This window comes from Staphylococcus sp. GDY8P198P, from assembly GCF_017891615.1.
GTDB lineage: Bacteria > Bacillota > Bacilli > Staphylococcales > Staphylococcaceae > Staphylococcus > Staphylococcus cohnii.
In genome coordinates, this window is record NZ_JAESJQ010000005.1 from 67,784 (window position 1) to 94,452 (window position 26,669).

Annotated in this window: 26 protein-coding genes; 6 read left to right on the forward strand and 20 right to left on the reverse strand. The window is 32.3% G+C overall.

Translation table 11 applies throughout. The features are described from left to right. Positions 1-38 precede the first annotated feature (38 nt). The 10 genes from KA824_RS04805 to KA824_RS04850 all read right to left on the reverse strand — a co-directional run bounded on the left by KA824_RS04805 (position 39) and on the right by KA824_RS04850 (position 9,715). Positions 39-539, reverse strand: a complete 501-nt coding sequence (locus KA824_RS04805; RefSeq protein ID WP_107384124.1) for a MogA/MoaB family molybdenum cofactor biosynthesis protein — start codon at positions 537-539, stop codon at positions 39-41. 11 nt (positions 540-550) lie between these two features. Then, on the reverse strand, positions 551-1,555 hold the full coding sequence (locus tag KA824_RS04810; protein ID WP_107384125.1) for a ThiF family adenylyltransferase: 1,005 nt from the start codon (positions 1,553-1,555) through the stop codon (positions 551-553). A gap of 276 nt (positions 1,556-1,831) precedes the next feature. Continuing rightward, complete coding sequence (locus tag KA824_RS04815) at positions 1,832-2,662, reverse strand: MBL fold metallo-hydrolase (RefSeq protein ID WP_107384126.1); 831 nt, start codon at positions 2,660-2,662, stop codon at positions 1,832-1,834. A 79-nt stretch (positions 2,663-2,741) separates the two neighbouring features. Then, entirely contained in the window at positions 2,742-3,347 is a 606-nt protein-coding gene (locus KA824_RS04820) for an ATP-binding cassette domain-containing protein (protein WP_107384127.1), read from the reverse strand. After that, positions 3,347-4,018, reverse strand: coding sequence for a molybdate ABC transporter permease subunit (gene modB, locus KA824_RS04825; RefSeq protein ID WP_107384128.1), 672 nt, complete (start codon positions 4,016-4,018; stop codon positions 3,347-3,349). The genes KA824_RS04820 and modB overlap by 1 nt, the downstream gene beginning before the upstream one ends. Before the next feature lie 12 nt (positions 4,019-4,030). Further along, positions 4,031-4,816 carry a molybdate ABC transporter substrate-binding protein gene (modA, locus tag KA824_RS04830; protein ID WP_107384129.1) on the reverse strand — a complete coding sequence of 262 codons (786 nt, stop codon included), beginning with the start codon at positions 4,814-4,816 and terminating at the stop codon, positions 4,031-4,033. Between the two features lie 106 nt (positions 4,817-4,922). After that, complete coding sequence (galT, locus tag KA824_RS04835; RefSeq protein WP_107384130.1) at positions 4,923-6,413, reverse strand: UDP-glucose--hexose-1-phosphate uridylyltransferase; 1,491 nt, start codon at positions 6,411-6,413, stop codon at positions 4,923-4,925. Between the two features lie 3 nt (positions 6,414-6,416). Further along, the gene (galE, locus tag KA824_RS04840) at positions 6,417-7,409 is read right to left on the reverse strand and encodes a UDP-glucose 4-epimerase GalE (RefSeq protein ID WP_107384131.1); all 993 of its coding nucleotides are present in this window, start codon (positions 7,407-7,409) and stop codon (positions 6,417-6,419) included. A 29-nt stretch (positions 7,410-7,438) separates the two neighbouring features. Beyond that, positions 7,439-8,599 (reverse strand): galactokinase, encoded by a 1,161-nt coding sequence (locus tag KA824_RS04845; protein WP_107386205.1) that lies wholly within the window; start codon positions 8,597-8,599, stop codon positions 7,439-7,441. 99 nt (positions 8,600-8,698) lie between these two features. Further along, entirely contained in the window at positions 8,699-9,715 is a 1,017-nt protein-coding gene (locus KA824_RS04850) for a LacI family DNA-binding transcriptional regulator (RefSeq protein ID WP_107384133.1), read from the reverse strand. Positions 9,716-9,882: 167 nt separating this feature from the next. Between KA824_RS04850 and fdhD the strand changes: the two genes are divergently transcribed. Then, a complete protein-coding gene (fdhD, locus tag KA824_RS04855; protein WP_107384134.1) occupies positions 9,883-10,671 on the forward strand; it encodes a formate dehydrogenase accessory sulfurtransferase FdhD in 789 nt (262 codons plus the stop codon). Positions 10,672-10,990: 319 nt separating this feature from the next. Here fdhD and KA824_RS04860 read toward each other — a convergent pair whose 3' ends face one another. The 4 genes from KA824_RS04860 to KA824_RS04875 all read right to left on the reverse strand — a co-directional run bounded on the left by KA824_RS04860 (position 10,991) and on the right by KA824_RS04875 (position 14,808). Then, positions 10,991-11,743 carry a GNAT family N-acetyltransferase gene (locus KA824_RS04860; protein WP_107386204.1) on the reverse strand — a complete coding sequence of 251 codons (753 nt, stop codon included), beginning with the start codon at positions 11,741-11,743 and terminating at the stop codon, positions 10,991-10,993. A gap of 30 nt (positions 11,744-11,773) precedes the next feature. Continuing rightward, a complete protein-coding gene (locus tag KA824_RS04865; RefSeq protein WP_107386203.1) occupies positions 11,774-12,322 on the reverse strand; it encodes a biotin transporter BioY in 549 nt (182 codons plus the stop codon). A 189-nt stretch (positions 12,323-12,511) separates the two neighbouring features. Beyond that, on the reverse strand, positions 12,512-13,429 hold the full coding sequence (locus KA824_RS04870) for an ABC transporter substrate-binding protein (protein ID WP_107386202.1): 918 nt from the start codon (positions 13,427-13,429) through the stop codon (positions 12,512-12,514). A 227-nt stretch (positions 13,430-13,656) separates the two neighbouring features. Further along, the gene (locus KA824_RS04875) at positions 13,657-14,808 is read right to left on the reverse strand and encodes an acyl-CoA dehydrogenase family protein (protein ID WP_107384138.1); all 1,152 of its coding nucleotides are present in this window, start codon (positions 14,806-14,808) and stop codon (positions 13,657-13,659) included. Positions 14,809-14,957: 149 nt separating this feature from the next. Between KA824_RS04875 and KA824_RS04880 the strand changes: the two genes are divergently transcribed. The 4 genes from KA824_RS04880 to KA824_RS04895 are packed head-to-tail and all read left to right on the forward strand — an operon-like array spanning position 14,958 to position 17,954. Continuing rightward, the gene (locus KA824_RS04880; RefSeq protein WP_107384139.1) at positions 14,958-15,713 is read left to right on the forward strand and encodes an amino acid ABC transporter ATP-binding protein; all 756 of its coding nucleotides are present in this window, start codon (positions 14,958-14,960) and stop codon (positions 15,711-15,713) included. Further along, positions 15,703-16,557, forward strand: coding sequence for an amino acid ABC transporter substrate-binding protein (locus tag KA824_RS04885; protein WP_107384140.1), 855 nt, complete (start codon positions 15,703-15,705; stop codon positions 16,555-16,557). Before KA824_RS04880 ends, KA824_RS04885 begins: the two co-directional genes overlap by 11 nt. Continuing rightward, complete coding sequence (locus tag KA824_RS04890; RefSeq protein WP_107384141.1) at positions 16,554-17,240, forward strand: amino acid ABC transporter permease; 687 nt, start codon at positions 16,554-16,556, stop codon at positions 17,238-17,240. The genes KA824_RS04885 and KA824_RS04890 overlap by 4 nt, the downstream gene beginning before the upstream one ends. 12 nt (positions 17,241-17,252) lie before the next feature. Next, entirely contained in the window at positions 17,253-17,954 is a 702-nt protein-coding gene (locus KA824_RS04895) for an amino acid ABC transporter permease (protein ID WP_107384142.1), read from the forward strand. 348 nt (positions 17,955-18,302) lie between these two features. Here the strand turns inward: KA824_RS04895 and KA824_RS04900 are convergent, their stop codons facing one another. The 4 genes from KA824_RS04900 to KA824_RS04915 all read right to left on the reverse strand — a co-directional run bounded on the left by KA824_RS04900 (position 18,303) and on the right by KA824_RS04915 (position 21,944). Beyond that, positions 18,303-19,385: a PTS sugar transporter subunit IIC gene (locus KA824_RS04900; RefSeq protein ID WP_210133242.1), complete on the reverse strand. Its 1,083-nt coding sequence runs from the start codon at positions 19,383-19,385 to the stop codon at positions 18,303-18,305. Between the two features lie 174 nt (positions 19,386-19,559). Further along, the gene (locus tag KA824_RS04905) at positions 19,560-19,904 is read right to left on the reverse strand and encodes a transcriptional regulator, SarA/Rot family (protein ID WP_107384144.1); all 345 of its coding nucleotides are present in this window, start codon (positions 19,902-19,904) and stop codon (positions 19,560-19,562) included. 614 nt (positions 19,905-20,518) lie between these two features. Continuing rightward, a complete protein-coding gene (locus KA824_RS04910; protein WP_107384145.1) occupies positions 20,519-20,878 on the reverse strand; it encodes a DoxX family protein in 360 nt (119 codons plus the stop codon). Positions 20,879-20,891: 13 nt separating this feature from the next. Beyond that, on the reverse strand, positions 20,892-21,944 hold the full coding sequence (locus KA824_RS04915) for an LLM class flavin-dependent oxidoreductase (RefSeq protein ID WP_107384146.1): 1,053 nt from the start codon (positions 21,942-21,944) through the stop codon (positions 20,892-20,894). A gap of 499 nt (positions 21,945-22,443) precedes the next feature. Between KA824_RS04915 and KA824_RS04920 the strand changes: the two genes are divergently transcribed. Then, a complete protein-coding gene (locus KA824_RS04920) occupies positions 22,444-23,178 on the forward strand; it encodes a CHAP domain-containing protein (protein WP_107384147.1) in 735 nt (244 codons plus the stop codon). 806 nt (positions 23,179-23,984) lie between these two features. Here KA824_RS04920 and nhaC read toward each other — a convergent pair. Together nhaC and KA824_RS04930 are read right to left on the reverse strand one after the other, a co-directional pair. Then, positions 23,985-25,385 carry a Na+/H+ antiporter NhaC gene (gene nhaC / locus KA824_RS04925; RefSeq protein WP_107384148.1) on the reverse strand — a complete coding sequence of 467 codons (1,401 nt, stop codon included), beginning with the start codon at positions 25,383-25,385 and terminating at the stop codon, positions 23,985-23,987. Between the two features lie 37 nt (positions 25,386-25,422). Continuing rightward, a complete protein-coding gene (locus KA824_RS04930; RefSeq protein WP_181187382.1) occupies positions 25,423-26,493 on the reverse strand; it encodes an NAD/NADP-dependent octopine/nopaline dehydrogenase family protein in 1,071 nt (356 codons plus the stop codon). Positions 26,494-26,669 lie beyond the last annotated feature (176 nt).

The window sequence follows — 26,669 nt, forward strand, 5'->3', positions numbered from 1 at the left end:
AGATAGAGTCCGACGAACATATAAACGTTGGGCTCTAATTATTTTGTAATCTCTTGAACTAAATGATTCAGTTCTGGTTTAATGAGCTTATTCAATGCTAATTTCACTGCGCCCGTAGAGCCAGGTATACTAAAAATCAATTTATCATTTACGGTACCTGCAATAGCTCGAGATAATAACGCACGTGTTCCAACATCTTCTGCATAACTTAAATATCTAAATAATTCTCCAAACCCTTCGATTTCTTTAGTAATCAAACTGGATACAGCCTCTATCGTTACATCTCTTTGTGCTATACCAGTTCCACCTGTAGTGATAATCACATCAATATCTTCTGCTAACCATTGCTCAATTTGCTGAGTAATTGCTGTTTGCTCATCTTTAACAATCTTATAATGCGATTCAGAAATCGTAACATTTAATGTAGAGATTAGCTCTTTAACTAATTTACCACCTTTATCTGTTTCATAATCTCTTGTATCAGAAACTGTTAATACTGCACATTTAATATTTCTATCAAGTTTAACATTTGTATGCATATTGAACCTCCTTAGCCAAATAATTGGTTGATTAACGTCATCGCTTGTTGTGGGTTAGTCATACCATGAATCAATAACCTTCCGCCTTTAAAGCTAACTATTCTATGTGCTTTATATTCAAAATGTAACATGTAAGGGTTCCGTTGATATGGAATCTCTTGTCGTTGCAAAAATGTCTCCAACATTTCCTGGGAAATTTCAGGGTTTTCATATTGAACAGTATCCCTTCCACATAAAGTTGCAAATTGCCTTTGTGTTGTATTGAGATACGGATATGTTGGTTGTGTGCCACAAGTTTTACAAGCGCTATCTTGCAATTTTTTAAATCCAAATGTAAAATGTGTGCCTTCCCAGATATCACCGTAAGTAACTTTAGGTGCAATTGTTGCGCCTGTTAATATTTTCAATGCATCTTTTAATTGTAAACTAGTCGTCATAGTGACTGCTGGCTGAATGACACCTACTGTATCACAAGTCATATTAATTGCAGGTAGCTGTGGAATCAAACAGTTAAAACAAGGTGTTTGTTCAGGTATAAACGTCGCTTCCACATAAGTACTTTGTACCACACCACCATAAATCCAAGGTATAGCAGCTTTATAGGCAAAATCATTTATCAATTGTCTCGTTTCAAAATTATCTGTTGCATCTAAAATAAGTTGTACATCTTGCGCGTATGTTTCTAAAAATAACCGATCGACATGTGCAATGTGTAAATGCAATCTCAAATTTTGACGTATAGCCATTAAATTACGTTCTGCTGCAACTACTTTTGGTAATTTATCTGCTGCATCCATTTCTGTAAACATCGTTTGGCGTTGTAAATTACTATATTCAATATAATCTCTATCTACAATTGTTAGTTCACCTACACCAGCTCTTACTAATCCTTCTGCTAGGTGCGTCCCTAAAGCTCCCATACCTATAATTAACACATGTGCATTCATAATTTTCTCTTGCCCAGATGTTCCTATATGTTTAAATAACATTTGTCTAGAATAACGTTCTACACTCACTATGAAACCCCTCACTTTGCGTCATTATTTTCATTATAAATCTTGAAGGTCTATGTAACAACGGTTTAAATTCATTATGCAAAAATCCTATATGCCACTTTTATTCATATTACCAATGTAAAACTTAACAAAATAAAAGAGTAAGAACGAAATCAAATTTAGATAGTGATTTCATATTCCTACTCTTTATCGCAAAACAGTTTCAAAAGATATAATGATACATTTATGGTGATTACTGATACTTTGATTTTTGACATTAAAGTCACTAATCATTATTTAAATTTGAATTTTTAATCCATCAAATGCAATGGTTGATTTTAAACCATCTTCTTCTAATTGCTCTTCTAATTGTTTAATTTGTGCCTTCGTTAAACTTTCAGTAGCTTCAATATGAGTAAAATATGTATGCTTAGCATTAATAGCTTTAGCAATAGTCACACATTCATCAAATGTAGCCTCTCCTAAAGCATTTAACATACCTTCTGGATGAATACGTTCATTAGTTATAGGATTAACTTCATTGCTACCAAAAGGTAAAATAGCAACATCAACATTTTTCAATTTCTCCGTTGGTCGAAAGCCTTTAATTTCATCTGGAATAATAAGTATACGTTTGGTATTTGTAGTTAAATAAAAACCAAACGCGAATTGTTCTGCTAATTGAATCCATTCTACCTTTGTGTCATCAAAATTAATTTCTGCATCATTGTCAACAATTACTAGGTTAATTACGCCTAATGATTCTAAATATTGAACATATTCCCAACGCGCAAAATATGCTTTAAAATCTTCCACTTCTTGAGTTGTAATATAAACCGTTGACGTTTTGGACTTAGGTACTTTGTGAATAAAATCAAAATTGAGTGTTTCCCATATTCTAATCCCCATCGTGTGATCTGGATGCCAATGAGAGTAAATGCCATATTTTATATCATAAATTTTTGATTGTCTTAGTTGTTGAAATATATCTTCTGAAGTGTCAATTAGTAATTGTAAATCATGAATGAAGATACCAGGCCCTGTTCGTTTTTGTGCATCTTTATGCTGTGAAACTGATTGATAAAGTGTTGGTATACCCCCAGAAATTCCTAAACATTCGATAATCATTGCATCAACCCCTACTTATTTATAAATGTGATTACATTTATTACTCAACCTCTCATAAATTATAGTTGCATATCACCTATCACCCTATATTAATAATTTCGTGTGCCAGTATTTCAGCTTCATATTGCGAATGTGTAACAAAGATAATAGGTATATTCCATAATTTAAAAATTCGTTTTACTAACAAAATACTTTCTTCTTTCGTTACATCATCTAAACTAGAAAACGGCTCATCTAGTAACATCAAGTCTGGTTTAGTACTTAAAGTTCTAGCTAATGCAACACGTTGGGATTCACCACCAGATAAGCGAATTGGAAATTTATCTTTTAAATGAACAATATTTAGTTGATTCATTAAATTATCTATGTGCTGAGAGTTCTGTGTCATAAAAGTGATATTTTGAAACACAGTCATATTTGGAAATAATTGGTAATCTTGAAATAAATAACCGATATTGCGTTTTTGAATCTTCACATCAACATTTGAAGTAGTGTCTGTCAATATATGGTCGTTAATCTTTATAAACGCTTGGTCTGGTTGTTGTAAACCAGCAAGCATATTTAAAATTGTTGTTTTACCTATGCCTGAAGGTCCTTTAATGGCATAGATTTTAGGTGTAGTATCATCTATTTCTACATGTAATTGCGTACTATTTAAAAGATGATTCAAAGATATATTTAGCATTAACGAACCTCCCGATAACCATCTTTATTCAATAGATTGATTGTACCAATTACAGTAACCGCAAATGCAACCAATACAATCACCCATAACCATGCTTGATTTTCTTTCCCTTGCTCTACTAAAAAGTATATTTCTAAAGGTAAAGTGTTGGTTTTGTTAGGAATATAACCTGCTACCATTAACGTAGCACCAAATTCTCCAATTGCCCGTGCAAAACTCATCATTACACCAGCAAGTATTGAACGCTTAGATAACGGTAAAACCAATTTAAAAAATATTTTACTTTCACTTGCGCCCATTGTTCTTGCTGTATTCAACATCTTGGGATCTATGTTACGAAAACCTTGTACAGTATGCTGATACATTAACGGAAAGCTTACAATGATAGATGCAAATATGGCACCAGTTAAAGTAAATACAACTGGCAAATGTAAAAAATCGCTAAAAAAACTACCAACCACACTACGAGGTGAAAATATAATCAGTAAAATAAAACCCATCACTGTTGGAGGTAACACGATTGGTAAAACAATGAAACTTTCTAAAAGTCTTGTTATAAAGCCACGACGCTTATACAACCATCTTGATATAAAAACACCTAATATCGTAACGATAATCGTGCTGATAACCGCGACCCTCAATGATATCCAAAATGGCGTGACATCTGGCATTTCTGCTACCTCCTATACTTTGAATTTATATTTTTTTAAAATTTCTTTTGCTTCATCTGTTTTTAAAAATTCAACCCATGCTGTGGCTAACTTTTTATCTGAAATCGTCGCTGACTTATATGTGATAGGCTGTTTTAACTCAACTGTTTGAATTTCTTTCACATTACTATCACCATTTTTTTGACTTTGATATAAATCTGTTTTATAAACATAACCTAATTGGGCATTGCCCTTTTCAACATAATTTAATACTTGTCGCACGTCCTTTGCAAAAACTAAATGAGATTTAACATCCTCATACAATTGATGATCTTTTAAGTATTGCTCAGCATATTTACCTGCAGGCACGGATTTAGCCTCGCCTATTGCCAACTTTTCACCTTGCTTTAAATCAGACACATTCTTATATGTACTATTAGATTCACCTATAAGCACTAAATCATTTTGTGCGTATTCATATTTGTTTTGAGCTTGTTTACCTAATGCATCAATATCTTTTGTATTTGCAGACATAAATACATCTACAGGTGCCCCTTTCTCTATTTGTTGTCTCAAGGCTCCTGATCCGCCATAATTAAATGTGATTTTAGCATTTTTATGTTTTTTATTAAATGCTTGTTCTAAATCTTTAGTGACATCTGTTAAACTTGCTGCAGCTGAAATATGTATTTCTTTCTTATTATCAACCTTATTGTTAGCATCTTTTTCACTATGATTATTTTCGCTATTAGAGCACCCAGTTATTAACATACAAATCATAATAGTAGCAATAATTAAAAAATGCCAAGTTCTTTTCATTTAATTGCCTCCTTTTTCATATAATTATATGCCTCTTTATTTCAAAAAAAAAGAGCGTATACTAAAGTAAAAATGACTTTGTATAGCTCAATTTTCAAAATATTTATTATAGCGATGTAATAAACGTTTTAAATGCGTTTTGACCTTGTGGTGTGTTTTTGAATACACCTGCATCCTCTAGTACGCGTTTAAATTTAAAACCAAGTTCTTTTTCAATAATTTCCTCTACGTTCTTTTCATTAATATCATATCGTTGTGTCATGTCTTCTGCCCATGGTTGATGTATACCTAACGTTTGTTGTTGATCACCTAATAAAAATGCCTTAACCTGTTGTAATTCTTGTTTTAATCTACCAGGCAAAATTGCAGTACCCATAACTTCTATTAATCCAATGTTTTCTTTCTTAATATGTTGTACGTCTTTATGAGGGTGAAAGACACCATCTGGATATTGTTCCGATGTTTGATTATCTCTTAAAACAATATCAAGTTCATATTGTTGTTCCCTATAACGTGCAATAGGCGTTACAGTATGATGACGCTCGCCATTTTTACTGTATGCGCTTATATCTACAGTTTCATCTGAATAATTATTCCATGCTTTTCTAATAAATTCTGCCGCCGCCACTAAGTCGTTTTTATCTTCACTTTTCAAACGAATGACGCTCATTGGCCAATACAAAGTCGAAGCTGCTACTGTTGGAAATTGTTTTAAACTAAAGCTGTGCAGTTCCTTAGCGTTGTCCATCGGAAATGTGTGTCTACCCGATTGATAATGATTGTGCGTCAAAATCGAACCGCCAACGAGCGGAATATCTGCATTCGAACCAATAAAATAATGTGGAAATTTATCTACAAAATCCAACAGTTGTACAAATGTTTGCTTATCTATATTCATAGGAACATGTGATTGAGATAAAACGATGCTATGCTCTTTAAAATAGGCATATGGAGAATATTGAAATCCCCATTGTTCTTGTCCTAAGTTCAATCTGATGATACGATGATTTGTTCTCGCTGCTTGTATTACAGAGCCTTTAAACCCTTCATTTTCCATGCATAGTGCACATTTAGGATAATCTGTTGCAGGCGCTTCTTTCGCTTTGGCAATTTGTTTAGCATCTTTTTCTGGCTTGGATAGATTGATTGTTATTTCCATATCACCATACTCACTTGCTGTGTTGAAATTTATATTATGCGCAATTGCATCTTCTTTCACATAATGATTGCGTTTGGTTATGTTATAAAAATAGTCTGTCGCTTTCTTCGGACTCTGTTGATATAATTCATAAAACTTTTGATTCAGTACAGATGGACGAGGTGTGATTAAATCTAATATTTGTGCTTCAATGATTTCTTTGCTATATAATGCGTCATCTATACATTTGGAACTGATTGCTTCTTGAATCCAGTGTTGTGTTATCTCAAGTGCAGTTGTCTCTGAATTAAATTTGGAAGTGGTTGTATCATCTATGCCTGAAGCATTTAAAATACTCAGCAACCTATTTTGAATATAAATGGCGTCTTCCGCTTCATAATCCCCATGTGCAATAGCGTGAGATACAAATAATTGGACAGCGTATTTATTCAATAACATGCATTATACCTCCTGATATCCGTTAGGGTGCTTTTCATGCCATTGCCAAGCAGAACTAATAATATCATGTATATCATCATGTTTAGGTTTCCATCCTAATACTTGCTGTGCTTTATTACTTGATGCAATTAATTTGCTAGGGTCTCCGGCTCTTCTTTCACCGACAACTGCATTTATTGTTTTACCTGTAACTTTTCTTGCTGCTTCTAAAATTTCAAACACAGAATATCCTTGGCTACTACCTAAGTTAAATGCACCTGATTCTCCTCCATTTTTCAAATGTTGAAACGCTAAGATATGCGCATCAATTAAATCAACGACATGTAAATAATCTCGTATGCAAGAGCCATCTTCCGTATCATAATCATCGCCAAAAACAGTTAGTTCATCTCTTTGTCCTAAAGCTACTTGTAATACAATCGGAATTAAATGCGTCTCAGGTCTATGGTCTTCACCAATTGTGCCATCCTCTTTTGCTCCTGCAACATTAAAGTAGCGTAGTGCAGCATAATTCACACCATAAGCTTCATGACTCCAATGCATCATTTTTTCCATCATTAATTTACTTTCACCATAAGGACTTGTTGGCGTTTTAGAATCATCCTCTGTAATTGGTACAGAATCTGGTTCACCATATACAGCTGCAGTTGATGAGAAAACAATATGCGCTACCTCATGATCATACATAACTTCTAACAATACCTGTAAACCATTAACATTATTATTAAAATAGCTTAGTGGTTTCTCAACAGATTCACCAACTAATGAATATGCACAAAAATGAAATACACCTTCAATATTTTCGTTATTAAATACGTTTTCTAAAAATGCCTTATCACGAATATCACCTTCGTAAAACTTTGCTTTATCGTGTATTGCTGCTTTATGTCCAGTGCCTAAATTATCTACAACAACAACATCATAACCTCTATGAATTAATTGATCTACTGCATGACTTCCAATATAACCTGCGCCACCTAATACTAGTACACCCATGAAAAAACCCTTCCTTTTTTAATTTGATTTTAAATTGTTTTTACGCCATCACTAATGCCGACATGATAAAACGATGGTTCATAACCAATTTTTTCTATATATTTTTTTGTAACTTTATCTTCTAATGCTTGGATTTGATTTTTGTGCACTAACGCAATTGCACAACCTGCAAAACCTGCGCCTGTCATTCTTGCACCGAGCACACCTTCTACTTGTTGAGCTGTTTCTGCCAACGTATCAAGTTCAATACCTGTTACTTCATAGTCATCTTTTAAAGATGCATGTGAATCATTTAATAATTGCCCAAATTTCTCAAAATTATTATCGGATAATGCTTGATAAGCAAGTTTCGTACGTTCATTTTCTGAAACGGCATGTTTTGCTCTTCTACGTTTTACGTCATCTTCAATAAGCATTTGATGTGCTTTAAATTGGTCCATCGTTAATTCACCTAAAGATTCAATATTTAACTTTTGTTGTAATGATGACAGCGCAGATTCACATTCACTTCTGCGTTCATTATATTTACTTTCAGTTAATGAGCGACGTTTATTGGTATTCATAATCGATATGACATAGTCTCCAAATTTTGCCGGTACAAATTCATATTTTAACGTTGCAGTATCTAGTAATACGGCGTGTTCTGCTTTCCCCATACCTATTATAAATTGATCCATAATTCCTGAATTGACACCCATAAATTGATTTTCAGTACGTTGACCTATCTTAATGAGTTCTAATCTCTCTAAATTCAAGTTAAATAACTGTTTTATCAGCCAACCGGTTAATAATTCTATTGATGCAGAAGATGAAAGACTAGCGCCATTTGGAATATTACCTTCTATCAAAATATCAAAGCCTTGTTTAATTTCTGAAAAAGCTTCTACTAAATATTTAATAACACCTTTAGGATAATTCGCCCAATCATGTTCCTTTTCAAAATCTAAATGGTCTAAATCGAAGGTGATCATACCGACCGTTTCAAAATTATTAGAATATAGGCGAACCAAATTATCTTCTCGTTTAACCGCTAAACCATACGTGCCTAATTCAATTGCAGCTGGAAAAACATAACCTCCATTATAATCAGTATGTTCTCCAATTAAGTTAATTCTTCCTGGTGCAAATGCACTCACTTCAGGCTGTTTGTCAAATATTCTTTCAAATTTCTCGCGCATAGCTTCTAACATAATATTCCGCTCCTTTAAAAAACGATATAAACCAAAATCGAACTCCTTAGTAAACTTAAATAAAGTTTACTTGTTTACTAAATGTTTTGTCAATATACATTACTTGTTAACTTTAAAAGTCATTCTTTCTTTTAATTGTGCTTCTGCTATAACATGTATGGCAATTTGTCTTGTTTTATTTATTCTCTCTTCAGCCATTCTTACTGCTATTTTTCCATAATCTTCTATTGGTATATGTACACTACTGATAGAAGGAACTGCATACTGAATGACTTCTAAATCATTAAAACTTATCAATTTAATATCATCAGGTAAAGTGTATTTTTTTAGTTGTAATTGTTGCAATATACCTATAGCAATCATATCGTTACCTGCGATAAAAACTTGAGGTAAATGATGGTTTTGTAATAATTCGTTTACTGCATTTATACCATCTTCTTTATTCCAACCATTCATTAATAATCTACCTTTTCTTTGATGCTTGTCACACCAGTCAGTAAATGCGCTATATCGCTTATCTTGGATATTTGGACTATTCAATGTTGGCATACCAGTAAGATTTTTTATTGTATGCGTACCACCAACATAAACAATATCGTTTAAACCTGAACGATCTATATCGTTTAATAATTGAATCATAGCGTCATATAAATCTGAATAAACAGCATCAACAGATTTAGGTGTGTTAGCGTTATTGATAACCACAATATTCTGATTGTAACTCTGTAATTCTAAAATAGCTTCTGAAGCAAAATTCCCCACAACAATAATTGCACCAGCCTTTGTTATTTTAGTGAAATCAATAGGATCATGTTCACTATCAATACGAAGCGTTCTTTTTAATGATAGATTTAAACGTTTCACCTCCGCTTCAATGGCAAGTCTAATCTCACGATAATACGGATCAGACATTTCTTTGGCTCGTGATGCATAAGTAATAATTTGTATACTTTTATTTTTTCTTTCAGACTTTTTATATTGAAAATTATCTGCTATATCATATATTCTTTTTCTCGTTTCTTTAGCGACAGATAAGGTAGGGTCGTTATTTAACACACGAGAAACCGTACCTGGACTGACCTTTGCTTCTTTCGCAATATCTCTTATACTAGCCATTCATCGAGTCACCTCTCAACTTCGTGTTTACTATAAGTTTACTTCTAAGCATGATATATATCAAACATATATTATAGTTATAAGTATGTTTATGAATACAGTTTATTTTTTTTGCAACAAAAAATACGCTAAAATAGTTAGTGAATAGGAACTGGGGGATAAATACTATGAATGAAGATGTTTTGACAAATCAACATATTGTTAGATATGAAAACGGCAAACTTATTGAAACAACAGATCACTACGTCACAGAATTCCCACTGACAATCATGGTCAATGGAGAAGAATTTGCTACAGTCATTTGCAGTCCAAATCATATGAAAGAATTAGTCTTAGGTTTTTTAGCTTCAGAAGGTGCTATTTTAAAAAGTGATGATTTAAAATCTATCCAAATAGACGACAGTAAAGGGTTTGCCCATGTAGAATTAACTAAATCACTTAATGACCGTTTTGAATACTCTACTAAACGTATGATTGCATCATGTTGCGGTAAGAGTCGTGAATTTTATTTCCACAATGATGCTGCTATAGCGAAAACATCTATGTCTAAAATTAAACTTACCCCTCACCAAGTACTTAATATGATGACACGTTTACAAAGCGCAAGTAAAATTTTCAAACAAACTGGTGGCCTACATAATGCTGCCATTAGTGATGGAGAGACATTTTTTGAACACAGACAAGATATTGGTAGACATAATGCTTTAGATAAACTTTATGGTTATTGTATACAACGACATATACCTGTGCGAGATAAAGTATTAATTTTTAGTGGGCGCATATCTTCTGAGATTCTTATTAAAGCTGCGAAAATTGGCGTTGGTGTTATTTTATCTAAATCCGCACCAACTACATTAGCTGTAACGCTTGCCAATGATTTAAATATTACAGCAATTGGTTTTATTCGGGATGGTAATTTTAATGTTTATAGCCATCCAGAACGCATAACATCATAATGATTAAAAAGTATTCCTCACTATGTGAAAATATCAAATTACAGGCAAATCTTATGTGATATGTCACCTAAGGTTTGTTTTTTATCCATTGAGTTATGCAATATTATAAAACACGTATACTCATTCACTATTAAAATATTGAGTGTGAATTGGTGCAGACACATACAAAAAAGCATTAGTCAAATATGAAAGTATGAAGCTATGCCTTCAGAAATCGTGCATAAAAAATGTCGACAAAGTTGGAGACTTTGTCGACACGCTAATATCTTCACTATGTGAAAATACTTTTTATATTATAGTAAAAAACATTGGAGCTTATTCAAATATCTTCTTTTACAATATGATAGCAAAAGCTTATAAATACATAACCTTGCTTCACATACATTTCTTTAGCACTATCTTCTCCATCGGCAATCAGTATCAATGGTTTTTGCATGGCTAATTCTGCGACAAAACTTTGCATCACGCTACCAACACCTTGCCTTTGATGACATGCTAATACGCCAAAACCATCAATTTCAACAGTTGTCTCATCTATAATCAAATCTAATATACCAGCCGGAACACCTTGCTTATAAGCTATAAGACGTGTTTTAGCATCATTAATATATTGGTTTTTAATCATATTAGAACTTTCCCTGACATATTCCTCACCATATGGTGCTGCGAACTGGCTATGAACACTTATATAATCATCTATGGTATTCTCATCCACCACTTTAACTTCGATTTCAGAATCTACATATTTTTCGAAATTTTGAGGTTCAATCGCATATAACTCCATTAGACCTAATTCAAATTGTTCTTGATTAATTAATGCTATCCATTGTTGATCCAATTCTATATTTTCAGGAAAAGTAAAGGTTAAATGATTAGAACTCTGTTGCTTATGCATATGTGTTTGTGTAGCAATATCTGCTTTCCATTGTTTAATTGAAGGCATTTGTTTGTACACCCATTTATTTGCATCAAATACTAAAGGAATTTGAGGAGTTAAATAAATTACTTTATCTTCATCTTCAGCATAAATATTCCCGGGTTGGAAAATATTGTTTAAAGTAATGTTTGCCATCATTTTCACTCCCCTTTATCGAAACTGATTCTACTTAAGTAATTGTTTAAATCGACTATGATTTAACATGATATTACCAATTAAGCTGGCAATCAGAGCTTTAATAATATCACCAGGCATAAATACAAAAGAAAGCATAATAGATTTAGAAATCGGTAAATTCGTTATAAGTCCCATTATAATCGTACCAACAATATCTAATAAAACGACCCCTATCACTACTGTCGTTATCAATAATACAATAAAGTTGATTCTTTTCAAATATAAGTCTCTTACAAGTCCAATGAGATATGTAACAACAGGATACATAAATAAAAAACCTGCTGATGGCCCTGCAAATACACCAATACCACCACGACCACCTGATAGCAACGGTAAGCCAGCAACTACTAAAAGTAATAAAACAACAATACTCAATGTTCCATATTTACGACCTAATAGAATAGCAGCTAGAAATATACCAATATTTTGTAAAACGATTGGAACAGGCATTATTGGTAACGGGATTGCAGGTACAAAACCTAAAACTGCAATAATTGCAGTCATTAAAGCAGTATAAACTAAATATTTCGTTGACATCATCAAACCTCCTTTAATGAAAAAAATTATACCACAAATGTAAACTATTAAAAACAAAAAGTTTACAATAAAACTATACCCTTTTAATAAACAAAAACATGAGCCTGGACAACTTTACTTCGTCCAAAACTCATGTTTTATTTTGATGATATCTAATTAAACCTTTAAAAAATTACTATAATCAACGCTTTATGAGTTAGATTTCAAAAATTTCTCTTTCAAATCTTTTCTCATAAATTCCAATGTATAAGGATCGTTATACCAATAAGTTTCTGCTTGTACCTCTATGACATGATCATTTTTAACTGCAGATAAATTGTTCCAAAGATCGGTTTTTTTATAACCTGGTTTTGATTTACCTTCGCTTGTAGAAACAATATAATCACCAGCATAATCCGCTATTTTTTCTTGTTTAATTTCAGCCCAGCCTTCTTTTTTAACTAATTCGTTAAGTTTATCAGGCATTTTTAATCCAAAAGCTTGGTAAATGACTTCACCACCACGACCCCAGTTAGAACCGTATGTGTAAAGTTTTTTATCGAATTCATCAAAAATTGATACTGTTGTATTTTTACCAATTTTCTCTTTGATTGCTTCACCATCTTTTTCAGTTTGTGATTTCCATTTTTCTTCCCATTTTTTTACTTTATCTTCTTTTCCAAGTAATTTACCTAATTGTCTTTGTTGGTCTAAATATTTATGCTTACCATAATCGTAAACTACTGTCGGTGCAATCTTTTTATACTTTTTAATGTTTTTATCTGTAGAGTAAGCTACGATTAAATCCGGTTTTGTTTTAGCAACTTTTTCAACATCATTTTCTCCAACTTTTTCAACATCTTTAAATTTATCTTTTAAAATATTACTGCTATCGACTTGCTCATTTACTGCTACAATATTGCCTCCTAAATATTTAATTCCACCTGCATATGTAGGTGCAACAACTGCAATACGTTCTGGATTTTTAGGTATATCAATTTTCTTTCCGCTATCTAATTTATAAGCTTTTGTATCTTCTTTTTTACTATCTGAGCCACTTTCAGATTGTTTCCCACAAGCAGCTAATATTAAAACCATTACAATAATTGGAAATATTAATTTTTTCATAAGGTCCCTCCGTTGAAAATGATTATCATTACCATTGAATTATATAATGATTATAAAATTTGTACAATAGAAAACCTAAGAAAACCTAAAATTTTTATTATTTTAAAAAATAAAAAAAGGAATGAGTTATAAAATCAACTATAATAATTGATTTTTATACTCATTCCAAAATATAAAGCTTGTTCAAAGTATTCATTTACTTTAAAAACAGGCCATGTTTTCTATATTTATTTGAAGTGACCTAATACACTATGAGCAATATTAGTATAAGCCATGTCTTCCATAGGTGGATTATGGAGTCCAGCTCGCATATCCCTATAGTAACGTTGTAATGGACGCTCCATCTCTAAACTCTTAGCACCCACTATACGCATGGCAATGTCTATCACTTCTAAACCTTGGTTCATCACCAACACTTTACTTGCTGAAGTTTCATTCCAAATTGGTATGTCTTGTTGCTGATTATATAAAGCTGCAGTACTCCATAAAAAGTGACGAGCTGACAATAGTAAGGATTCCATTTTACCGACATTTTGCTGTACGGTCGATATATCCCCAATCACACCATCAATGCTTGCAGGGCTATAATTTTTTGCAAAATCAACAGCATAGTCTCTCGCTGCTTGTGCAATACCTAAATAAGTACTAGGAATATGTAATATCCAACCATTAGGTTTTTTACCACCAGCGCCTCTTATTTCAACAAAATTTTCTTCTGGAATGAAAACATCATTTAAAATCAAATCATGACTTTCAGTTGCACGCATACCCACCATATTCCAATTGTCTGCAATCTCAACACCAGGCGTATCTTCAGATATCAAGAAAAACCCAACAGTATCTATTTCTTCATAATAGGCACTTACAATAAAATGGCTTAACCTTCTACTCATTGAAGTAAATGTTTTGACCCCATTAATCACAAAACCTTTGTCTTTTTTTATTGCATGTGTAGCAGGTCTTGCCCCACGTGTAGGGCTGCCTGTTTCAGCTTCACTGACAGCTCTGTTAACTAATGCACCTTTTTTCACTGCTACTGCAAAGCGCTCTAGCATATCTTGTTCCCAAGCATGTTGTTCATATAATTGTCCAACAACGCTAAGGTGCCAACCAACTGAAAGTGCAGTTGCTCCATCTATTGCTCCTAAATACGTCTGTAGTACAACCATATCTTCAACAGTCGCACCCTCACCACCATAAGCTTTAGGCAACGTTAATAGCGTATAGCCTTCTTTTACCAACCAATCAATATTCTCATATGGAAATCTTGAATGTTTATCATTATACTCAGCTTTTTCTTTAAATTGTTCTTTTATTGAATCAAATTTATCTATCCATTTTTTTTGTATCTCTGTATGTATTAATGCAGAATAATTCACAGTGTCCACCTCATTTTAGACTTTTATCTATTAATCTTAGTGTAACACTCGCTTATAACGAATAAAAGTCTTTAAACTATCTAAAATCTTACTTTACCGATAAGGATTAATGTGATAATTTGTATTTATTGATATTCTGGGGGTTTAAAATGATTACAGTTGAACATTTAATACATAAATATAAAGACCATACTGTTCTAAATGGCGTTAGCTTTTCACAAAATAAGGGTACTGTGACAGCTATTATAGGTCCAAGTGGATCAGGTAAAACGACACTGCTAAGAACATTGAACGCGTTAGCCATACCAAAATCAGGCACAATTCAAATTGACAACCAAAGATTTGTCGCCGATAAACATTCAAAAAAAGACATCTCACAGTTACGAAAGAAATCTGCGATGGTATTCCAAAACTATAATTTATTTAAAAACAAAACAATACTTGAAAATATTACAGTTGGTTTGATACATGGTAAAAAAATGCCCGTTAAGCAGGCAAATGAAATAGCCATCTCTTATTTAGAACGTTTTAATTTATTAAATCAAAAGGATAAATACCCTTCTCAACTATCTGGAGGTCAAAGTCAGCGTATAGGGATTATCCGTGCTTTAGCGCTTAATCCAGATGTATTGTTATTAGATGAACCTACATCTGCATTAGATCCTGAATCAATTCAAGGAGTATTGTCGCTTATCAAGTCTATTGCACAAGAGGGGATGACCATGGTTATTGTCACTCATGAAATACAATTTGCTAAAGCGATTGCTGATCAAATTTTATTTATAGATGAAGGTAAAATATTAAAACAAGGTACACCACAATCTGTTTTAGCGTCTTCAGATTCCAAAAGAATTAACCGTTTCTTAAACACCGTAGAAATGGAGCGTGACTTTTATGAAAAATAATAAGTTACGCTTTTTAATGATTACACTTTTGATTACGGTATTATTCAGCGGATGTAGTCAAGCGCAAAAATCATCAAATCAGAATAAAAAAGAAGAAATCAAAGTAGCAATATCTGCAGAAGTTAATCCACCTTATCTGTATACAAATAAACAAAATGAATTTGCTGGTTTAGATATAGACTATCTAAAACTACTAGAAAAAAAGTTACCTCAATACCAATTTAAATATGAAGTTGGTGAAGAAGAATCTAATCTTGTAGGTATTGGCGCCGGAAAGTTTGATATGGGAATTAATTGGTTTTTTAAAACACCTGAACGCGAAAAACAGTTTCTCTACCAAGACGTCCCTTATAGTTACGCCTTACCTTTGATTGTTGTTCACCAAAATAATTCTGATATACATACACTTAATGACCTACCTGAAAAAAAATTAACACCGATGGCACCGAGTGGCGGGTTATATTCTATATTATCTCAGTATAATAATACACATTCTCCAAAAATTGATATTGATACCATTCAAGAGCCTTCTAACGGGGATAATTTAAAAATGGTTAGTAATGCCAGACGTGATGCCATGATTTTAAACTGGAACACTTATAATGCAATTCAAAAACAAATCAATGCTGATGTCAAAATTGGTGGCATCATAAAAAAAGAATCATTGCATATCGTCTATAATAAAAAACATCAAAAATTACATGACGATATTGACGAAGCTACTCAAGAACTGATAGATGAAGGCAAATTACAGAAGCTTTCTGAAAAGTACTTTGATGTTAATGTATTTGATGATTTGGATGAAATAAACAAGCAAAAAGATAAATTGGAGGTGCAATCATGACAAATTCTGTTGATTGGGTCGATTTATTTAGACAAGTTTTACAGCAATTACCCATAACATTATTAATCTTTATATTGTCACTCTTTTTCGCTTTAATACTGGGATGCTTACTAGCAACAATTCGTATCAAAAAAGTGAAAATATTATCACCTATTGTCCGGATTTATCTGTCTTTTATTCGAAGTACGCCTTTAATTTTACAACTTTTTTTGGCATATTTTGCATTGCCACAATTATTATTATTCATCCAAATCGATATTAATCATTTCAGTAGACTGTTTTTTGTAATTTTAGCATTTACATTACATACAGGTGCTTACCTATCAGAGATTATACGGGCTGGATACCAATCAGTAGATTATAGTCAAATTGAAGCAGGACTTTCTGTCGGTTTATCTTATCCACGGATTTTAAAGGAAATTATTATTCCTCAAGCGTTGCGTAATAGCATCCCAAACTTGACGACACAAGTTATTGAACTGATCAAAGACACATCTTTAGCTTTTACAATTGGGATTATTGATATGATGGGCCAAGTTAAATTAATTATTGGAAATAATTATGGGCTAGGTATGTTAGAAGTTTATATCGTTATATCCATTATTTACTGGATTATCGCCCTTATCATACAAACTATATTTGCACTCATCAATAAACACGCCCAAAAACCATATCGCATCTAAGGAGGCATTATTTTGTCATTTATACTTTATACTTTTTCAGAAGTACTTAAAGGTGTACCTAATACAATCATCATCTCAATTGTAGCAATGATCGTAGGTTTAATCATCGGCACTTTATTTGCCTTTATTCAAACCAAAAATATTCCATTAATCTCTCAACTTGTAGTGATATATAATTCTTTTTTTAGGAGCACACCGCTTATTGTTCAATTATTTATTATGTATTACGGCTTACCAAAATTAGTGATGTGGGGTAATGAAAAATTCACATTGACAATTAATCCTGATATTTTCTCACCGTTAATTATTGCCTTTATTGTTTTTTCGTTACATGCTGTTGCATATTTGTCAGAATCTATTAAAGGTGGATTACTTTCAGTCGACACTGACCAAATTGAAGCCGCTCAAACTGTAGGGCTTTCAACAATAAGAACGTACAAAGAAATTATACTACCACAAGCATTCAGTTATGCACTTCCCAATATTGAAAATCAATTTATCATGCTTATCAAAGGGACTTCTTTAGCATTTGCGGTACAAGTTACTGAAATTATGGCAGTCAGTCATGTTATCGCCAATGAAGGCTACCGATTTATAACAGTATATAGTGTAGCTGCAATATTTTATTGGTTACTTGCCATTGTATTAGAATTGATATTTTCAAAAATAGAAAACCGTTCAACTCAATATATGTATGCAAAAACTTCAGCATAAATTACGAAATTGTATACTCATTTAGATTTGTCATTTTATCAATTTTCAATACTACGTTAACTTAGCTATACTTTTAAAGTTAACGTATGTAATACGAAGTGTCTTATTTGTTATAAGTAAATATATAAGTTAATCATATGTAAAGTGAATATTTCAGGAGAGACGCTCGATGTTCTGTTCTACCAAACAACGTCGAGATGTTGCTACTCTATAAGGATAAAAAACATGAACATGAAAAAAGCCCGTTAATACATTTTAAAAATAATGTATTAGCGGGCTTGATACTGAGATTGATATTTCAGTCTTATTTAAATTTTTGGATTTTAGCATACCTAAATCATTAGACAACTACATTGCCAAACGTTCGGCATACTGTCTTTTTCTTTTATAATAATTTTTAACTTTTTTAGGCATTGTACCGTTTTGTAATTCATCTTTAGTAATAATAGGATAATTTTTGAATACAATCGATCCTAAGTAACCACAAATAGCACTACCTATCGCGCATAATAACGCAACAACTATCACAGTTAATGCATTATTAAAGCCAAACATCACCATTAAACCTGCAATTGGCGTAGCCGTACCTGTAGCTTCATTAACGAGTCCAAACATTGCGATAATTACGCCTGATACTGCACCGCCTATAAAATTAGTCGCATAGACAGGAATAGGATTTGCAGTAACAATATCCGCTTGTGATAATGGCTCAATAGCGACAGAAATCGTTGTTTTTCGATCACCAAACTTCATTCGCTTAAACAAAACAAAATTCATAAATGATGACCCAAAAACTGCCAATGCTCCAATTGCCATAGGTGTACCTGTTAGTCCTAATAATGCAGTTAATGCCATCGAACTTAAAGGTGCAGTAGCTACTACTGTTATAATGCCGCCTAGTACTATCCCCATTAGTACTGGGCTTGACGTTGTCGATTCTTTAATGATATTACCTATTTGCAATAATGTTGCATCTACAACAGGTGCTACACCGATTGCAATAATTCGTGTAATAGGTGCAATGATAATAATTGAACCTATTAAATCCAAACCATCCGGAAATTTTTGCTCTATCCATTTCATACCAAAACTTGCTATGTAACCTGCAACAAAACCTGGTAGTAAATCCATGTTACCGCATGCAACTGCAATAACAAATGCGTATACAGGAGATACACCCATTGCTAAAGCAACCAAACCAGCAGCAGCAACACCACCTAAGCTGCCTGCCGCTTCACCTAACTGGCCTAAAAATGGAATCCCTAGTAAATCGCCACCAACATATTTATGAAATGCTTCCACTAAAAAAGAAGCTATTGCAGCATTTGCCAGGGCTCCCATTGCTTTTCCACCATTTGGAGCCTTACTAGTAAAAAGTGTAAACAAACATAAAACAATACCTAAAAATATAACCCCTAAAAGTAAATTCATAATAACACCCTTCTAATATTTGTATGCGCTTTCATTTAACAAATATTAGTATATCACATTTAAAGTTTTACTCAAATAATATTTTAGTTCAATATATAATTAATAAAATAAAATTACACTTTTCAGAATATTCGTTTTTTTATATATGTAACACGACTCATTTTCCAAAACAAGTTACTTGAGATAATCTTGTAATGTTTTTATCATATGTTCAATTTTTTGATGTTGCGCTTCATTTATATATACAACAACTGTACGTTCATCAATATCACTTCTCTTTTTACTCAAATAGCCCATTTTAATTAATTTTTGTAGTGCCTTCGTTAAATAGTACGGTTTTAACTCTGAATATTGTGCAATTTCTTTCGCAGTAACTTCATAAGATTGACATTCATGTATATAATTCAAAATAAATATTTCTTCATAATTTAATTTGTGATATTTTTTAGTTTCTTTGAAAAACTGCTTTCCTTTTTGATACAAAGTTATTAGTTCATTTAGTTCTTTTAATTTTTCCATAAAACCACTCCTTATGTTTTTTCATGATGTTAATATATTTCAAAGTGTGCCTGTCTTTATGTAATATAATTTTATCCTATTTAGGCTATTGAATTCAATATGGCTTACTATGAAAAATATTAGGAATTGCTACTATTTTTTTAATACCACTTTTTATTATTAAAATTTAGTGCTACATATATCCTTTTTGTTACTAAAAATTCATTAATACCTCTTATAAATTTTTAAAATTATTAGTATTTGACGTTAATTTAATAAATTGAACTCCACAAAAGCAAACTAAATATACTTTGAAATATCAATTACAAATATGGTTACATAAGACAACCAACTAAATTTAAATCAACAAGTCTAACGTAATGCATCTATATGTAGCATATACTCATTTTAAACGCATAACTATCAAATAATCATTTTCAAATTGAACGATTCGCTTTTTACTATTTCTACTATCACTATGTACAAGCGTTTTCTCACTAGGCGTCTGCCGATAAATAAAAAACAACTTGAGACATTTATTAAAGTCCCAAGTTGTGTTAACTATCATTTTTACTTTTTCATTTAAAACGAAACGCTTTATTATATCCATATCCAGCTGATATTTTAATGATTAATTATTTCTTTTTACAATCTAAAGTATCTAATAAGCTAAGTGCTGCTAATCCTGTTAAATCAAGTGCATGTTTTGCACCTGCTTTACCATGACCAGCTTCAAAGTGTTTATACGCTGCTACACCTAGCACTGTAATAGTTAATAGTGAAGCAATGCGTGATAGTCTTTTACTTGCAAAGCTTAATACGAAAAATACTGCACTTAATCCTTCTAAAGCACCAGCTAAAGGTACTGCATTTGCTGGCAAATTAAACACTTCAGTAAAGGTATCTTTCATAGATTTGTCACCTTTTAATTTAGGTTTTGCCGCACCATATAATTCTTTTGCTAATTTTAAATTTGTTAAATAACGTAATATCATTTTTACTCTCCTTCTATTTGTTTTCAAAATATTTATCTACAATAGGTTTTACCCGCTCACCTAATAATTTAATGGTGTTAATTGTATTTTCATGAGGCATTGAGCCCACAGGGGTATGCAACATAAAGCGAGATAAACCTAATGTTTCAACAGTTTCAATAATTTTATTAGCTACAGTTTCTGGACTACCAACATATAATGCCCCATGCGGTCCTGCTTCACGTATGAAGCTATTTTCATCATATAGTGGCCACCCACGTTCCTTAGCTAATACATCATGGCTTGCTTTTACTGAAGGGAAAAATTCACGAAAAGCTTGTTCGTCCGTTTCAGCAATGTAACCCCAAGAATGTGTAGCAATCGGTAATTTACTCACATCGTGACCATAAGATTCAGCTATCGATTTATACATATCAATATTTCTACGGAATCTTTTAGGGTCACCGCCAATTATAGCATAAGTGATAGGTAATCCTAATGCTCCTGCTTTCAATGAAGATTCTGGCGTTCCACCTGTGGCTATAGCAATAGGTAAAACACCTTGCTCAACTCTAGGATACACACCTAAATTTTGTATGTTCGCTCTCAGTTGACCAGTCCAATTTACAATTTCATTTTGATTAATTTGCATCAATAATTCAATCTTTTCATTAAATAGCTGTTCATAGTCATTTAAGTTATATCCAAATAATGGAAATGATTCTATAAATGAACCTCTTCCTACCATTATTTCAGCACGACCATTTGAAATTGCATTTAATGTTGAGAACCTTTCATAAACTCTTACAGGATCATCTGAGGATAATACAGTAACAGCACTACTCAATTTAATTTGCTTTGTATTTCTAGAAGCTGCAGCTAATACTGTAACTGGATCAGAAACAGCATAATCAGGTCGATGGTGTTCTCCTAATCCATAAACATCAAGACCATAACGATCTGCAATTTCAATTTCTTCTATTATATTCCTTATCCTCTGAGCATTACTAATTGCAGGTTCTTTACCTTTATCGGTGAAAATTTCACTATTATCAGCAAAAGATGTTAAGCCAATCTCAATTTTCATTCATTCACCTCGCTTATCAAGTATATTTTTTATACTCATTATCTTAAAACCTTTCAAATAAACTGTCAATATCATTGCTCATTAATATCATGCAAACATTTGTATCAATTATTCTCAATTCTTTCAAAAATAAATAATCTTTCTCTTTAGAAAATAATATATTATTTAAATAACTAAATTTTAGCATTTATTAGCATTTGTAATTTTCTGTTATTTTACAGATTTGTAATAAATTAGAGTGCAATATTACACTTAAATGACCGTAAAATACGATTATAATGGGCATTTAGGCCTATAAAAAGTTAATGTTTTTTGTTACATCTAATGATTAATTATTAGAGTTAAATTACAAAATGATAACATTGCACACAAATCGACCATTATCTGATAAAGTATTGCTTGTCGTTAAAACAACGAAAAAAACTATATTAAACTATTGTCATTTAGAGACTGAGATAATAAATTAAATGCTTTATAATTATTAGGAGGATATTTTACAATGAAAAAAATCGCTACAGCTACAATCGCTACTGCAGGAATCGCTACTTTTGCATTTGCACAAAACGAAGCAGATGCTGCTGAAAACAATAATGGTTATAACCCTAATGATCCAACTTCTTATAGTTATTCATATACTATAGATCAACAAGGTAATTACCACTATACTTGGCAAGGTAATTGGAATCCAAGTCAAGCTGACCAAGCTCATTCAAATAATAATGGTGCTACAAATAATGGTCAAAACAGTAATTACGGTTCTACATATGGTAATTCAACTCAATCATATACAGCTAACAATACAACAGGTGGCGGTGGAGCTGCTTCAAACTCAACTTCAGACCGCAACATCAAAGTAACTACAACTAGCGCACCATCAAGTTCATCAAGTTCTATTTCAAGTACTTCAGGTTCTTCTAGCAACCTTTATACTTCTGGACAATGTACTTATTATGTATTTGATAAAGTTGGCGGTAAAATTGGTTCAACTTGGGGTAACGCTAACAACTGGGCAAGCGCTGCAGCTGCTTCAGGTTACACAGTAAATAACTCACCTTCACAAGGTTCAATCTTACAATCTTCAACTGGTGCTATGGGACATGTAGCATATGTTGAAAGTGTAAACAGTGACGGTTCAATCCGTGTATCTGAAATGAACTATGGCCAAGGTCCTGGTGTTGTTACTTCACGTACAATTTCAGCTAGCCAAGCTTCAAGCTATAACTACATTCACTAATAATCGTAAATATATAAGCGGGTAGGATACAAAATCACTGGCTAAAAATAAGCGTCAATTTCTATTGTAATAATATAGAAATTGGCGCTTTCTTATTTCACTTTTAGATATTGTTTCGATAACATAATGGCATTCGTGATATATATTTGAACAATGTCTTCATTTAAAACGGTTTTAAAATTGCTGACGACTCAGGTGTTTTATAAAATGAAACTATTTTGACATTGAAGCATTCTACAATATAAGCAACAAAATAAAAAAAGTCTAGGACATCATTGATTCGTCCCAGACACTTTAAAAGCAATAAAACATTTATTCATCGAATAGTATCTCAATTTAGCAATTTCATTCAAACCTATATTTTTGTAAATATAACATTACTATCATTATAGATTAAACTGAAGTATAGTCATAAAAATTTTCAATTAATACTTTACTTATTGACATGTAACGATACATATATCATTATTGTATTTTCCAGATAAATCGGTTTTATACTGTACCATCGCTACAATATACAATATAAAACCGACTATAAAATAGATAATAGAAGGATATTTAAAATCTTTACCTATATTGAAATATTGATGTATTCCTTAAAATAAAGTATTATCGCTACAATAAACACTATATTTAATACGGAACCACCTCATCCATAGTTTTGTTTAGCCGAATTATCTATCCCATAAACATATTATTATTAATTTCACTTAAATCTATCTAAAGCGTAGTAATATAAACAAGTTTAAAGTTTGAATATATTACTACGCTTTATTATATTTTAGCATGTTGCTAATATATAATTTTTATCCTTCGCTAGCTTTAGCTTTTTTTATGCCAATGCCACTAAAGCCATAAAATATCGCAAATAGGACACATAAATAACAAGGTACAGCCCAAATAAAGAACTGATCAACAGAAACACCTAATTGTTGAGTATAATAAATGCCAGAAGTGCCCCATGGTATCAATGGTATAATCATTGTACCTGAATCTTCTAATGTTCTGGATAAATTTGACCGATCCAAGCCCATTTTATTGTACATATCCATCATTAATACACCAACCATAATTATTACCACAGAAGCAACACCTGCAGCTAACACCATCATTAATCCACCTAAAACTGTGGCAAGAATTAAAGTACCCACTGAATTGATATTACTAGATATTTTCTTCAATATCACATCTAAACATCCTGCCTTTTCCACTATACCAGCAAAGGCATAACCACAAAAAATAGTAACTACAATTTCAGTCATACTCATCATACCGCCCTGTTCTATTAAATTAACAGCTTTATCGGATAATGAGCCGTGTAAATTGGGTACCATACTTTTATTAAATCCATCAAAAGTGGCTTTAAAGCCATCTGTCATATTAAACCCATTATTAAATGCGCCGATAACAATCGCACTTACACTGGAAATTAACATCGACGGCACCGTGGAAATTTTAAGCAATAAACATACAATGATAATGATTAAGGGTAACCATACAAAAAAGTTGATGTTATAAATCGTTGATAGCTCCTTAAGCATCGCATTAACTTGCGAAGTATTCGCGCTACCTTTAAATTGTAAACCAGCAAAATACCATACAATTAATCCAATTATAGATGCTGGCACCGTTGTCCATATCATCGCTCTTATATGTGAGAAGATATTTACTTTAGTTACCAATGCTGCTAAATTGGTCGTATCTGATAGTGGTGACATTTTATCACCAAATACTGCACCTGCAATGATTGCACCTGCAGCCATCCCAGCTGGAATATTTAGTTGTGCACTTATCGCCATCAGTGCTATGCCTGCCGTAGATGCTGACCCCCATGCCGTTCCAGTAGCAACTGAGGTAATTGCACAAATAATAAATGCTGATACTAAAAACAAATTAGGGTTTAAAAACTCTAAACCATAATAAATCAGTGCAGGTACTGTTCCAGAATACATCCAAGTACCTACGATAATACCTACAGATAATATAATAAATATCGCTGGCATTGCTGTTGCTAAGCGATTGGTAATGCCTTCTTCTAAATCTTTCCATTTTAAACCTACTCGTCTCGCAATAATTGCAGCATAAGCTGAAGAAAGAATAAGTAATGCTTGAATTGGAATATCAAACACAACAAAACCAGTAATTACAATAATAATCATCACTATGATCGTTGAAATTGATTCTAAAAAAGTTGGTTGTCTTTTCATACACATTTCCCCTTATTTATATGAATGAATATTATAATTAGTACAATCCTAACTTATCTTTTCCTAACTCATCTATCGTTAATCCCTCTTCAAAGAAGTCACGTTCTAATATTGTAGATGCAATAATAATAATCGCATCAATGTTAGGCGTTGGTACATCAATTTCCCGTCCTAAACTTGACCAAAGTACTAAACCATGTGCAATATCTTCTGTTAAATAACGATTCTTCACATGATTAGGTCCCTTAATTTGAGAAAATACGGGACTCGTATTAAACAAACGGTTAAGTGGTTCATCCTCATCTTGTCTTTCTAAATAACCACGTTCAATTCGAGCTTCTTTTGCAGATGATAACTCAAATCCTAATTTACGTCCTAATGTTAGTCTTTCTAACTCTACTGCATGTAATAAGCGCACAGTATGTTTCGTAATCCCTTCTTCGTACAGAGCGAACGTGTCAGCATAATCAATTCTTCCTACATTTAATAACGTTGGCCCAGGGTGAACTTCAGGGTTACCATTTTCTAAATTTGTTTTCCACAAGCTTTCTTCTTTTACAATATAAGGATACAATTTTTCTATTGTATCGAAGCTATCACTTAACTCTTCTTTATCATATGTTGAAAAATGTACTTTTCTAACATTTAAAGATAAATCGACACGCGCTGCCTCAAAATCGACACGTGTACCATAAGTTAATGTATTTACTTCAGCAAACTTAGGCATTACATCAATGTGCATATCTTCTAGTACATTCATAAAACGTATTGATCCCATTGCAGCAGCAATATTAAAGAATATTAATTGATGTGCTTTGATAAATGGTGCCATAGTATGTGCATAATGTTCAATGAATGATGATGGTATAACAACTTGTACAACATCAGCACCTTCAAGTACGTATTCCATATCGTCACTTATGTCAGTATATTTTACGAAGGTTTCTTCACCTTCATTATTAAATGTAAAACCACCTTGTTCAATGGCTTTATCAAATTTATCTAAAGATTGATTTCTACAATATAACTTGACTTCATGTCCTTTGCTAACCATATCTAGTGCTGCAGTAACAGCACCATTACCTGATCCTACGATAGCTATCTTCATAAACACCCTTCTTTCTTTAAACATCAAATTTTTCGTGTTAAACATTACTCTCATGTATAACCTATTAAGAAAAATGATAAACACTGGCATACAACCTATTTAATTTTTTCAATTAAATACTTGTTTATGTGCATTTCTATATTTTAACAATATCGCAACATTGTAAACAGTCTTTT

Coding starts and splice junctions, on each gene's coding strand:
- fdhD (WP_107384134.1), top strand. CDS start 9,883: ATGAATGAAGATGTTTTGACAAATCAACATATTGTTAGATATGAAAAC.
- KA824_RS04870 (WP_107386202.1), bottom strand. CDS start 13,429: ATGAAAAAATTAATATTTCCAATTATTGTAATGGTTTTAATATTAGCT.
- KA824_RS04880 (WP_107384139.1), top strand. CDS start 14,958: ATGATTACAGTTGAACATTTAATACATAAATATAAAGACCATACTGTT.
- KA824_RS04890 (WP_107384141.1), top strand. CDS start 16,554: ATGACAAATTCTGTTGATTGGGTCGATTTATTTAGACAAGTTTTACAG.
- modA (WP_107384129.1), bottom strand. CDS start 4,816: ATGAAAAGAACTTGGCATTTTTTAATTATTGCTACTATTATGATTTGT.
- modB (WP_107384128.1), bottom strand. CDS start 4,018: ATGCCAGATGTCACGCCATTTTGGATATCATTGAGGGTCGCGGTTATC.
- KA824_RS04860 (WP_107386204.1), bottom strand. CDS start 11,743: ATGGCAAACATTACTTTAAACAATATTTTCCAACCCGGGAATATTTAT.
- KA824_RS04815 (WP_107384126.1), bottom strand. CDS start 2,662: ATGATTATCGAATGTTTAGGAATTTCTGGGGGTATACCAACACTTTAT.
- KA824_RS04905 (WP_107384144.1), bottom strand. CDS start 19,904: ATGGAAAAATTAAAAGAACTAAATGAACTAATAACTTTGTATCAAAAA.
- galT (WP_107384130.1), bottom strand. CDS start 6,413: ATGTTATTGAATAAATACGCTGTCCAATTATTTGTATCTCACGCTATT.
- KA824_RS04845 (WP_107386205.1), bottom strand. CDS start 8,599: ATGTTAGAAGCTATGCGCGAGAAATTTGAAAGAATATTTGACAAACAG.
- KA824_RS04920 (WP_107384147.1), top strand. CDS start 22,444: ATGAAAAAAATCGCTACAGCTACAATCGCTACTGCAGGAATCGCTACT.
- KA824_RS04820 (WP_107384127.1), bottom strand. CDS start 3,347: ATGCTAAATATATCTTTGAATCATCTTTTAAATAGTACGCAATTACAT.
- KA824_RS04850 (WP_107384133.1), bottom strand. CDS start 9,715: ATGGCTAGTATAAGAGATATTGCGAAAGAAGCAAAGGTCAGTCCAGGT.
- nhaC (WP_107384148.1), bottom strand. CDS start 25,385: ATGAAAAGACAACCAACTTTTTTAGAATCAATTTCAACGATCATAGTG.
- galE (WP_107384131.1), bottom strand. CDS start 7,409: ATGGGTGTACTAGTATTAGGTGGCGCAGGTTATATTGGAAGTCATGCA.
- KA824_RS04865 (WP_107386203.1), bottom strand. CDS start 12,322: ATGTCAACGAAATATTTAGTTTATACTGCTTTAATGACTGCAATTATT.
- KA824_RS04885 (WP_107384140.1), top strand. CDS start 15,703: ATGAAAAATAATAAGTTACGCTTTTTAATGATTACACTTTTGATTACG.
- KA824_RS04805 (WP_107384124.1), bottom strand. CDS start 539: ATGCATACAAATGTTAAACTTGATAGAAATATTAAATGTGCAGTATTA.
- KA824_RS04900 (WP_210133242.1), bottom strand. CDS start 19,385: ATGAATTTACTTTTAGGGGTTATATTTTTAGGTATTGTTTTATGTTTG.
- KA824_RS04910 (WP_107384145.1), bottom strand. CDS start 20,878: ATGATATTACGTTATTTAACAAATTTAAAATTAGCAAAAGAATTATAT.
- KA824_RS04930 (WP_181187382.1), bottom strand. CDS start 26,493: ATGAAGATAGCTATCGTAGGATCAGGTAATGGTGCTGTTACTGCAGCA.
- KA824_RS04915 (WP_107384146.1), bottom strand. CDS start 21,944: ATGAAAATTGAGATTGGCTTAACATCTTTTGCTGATAATAGTGAAATT.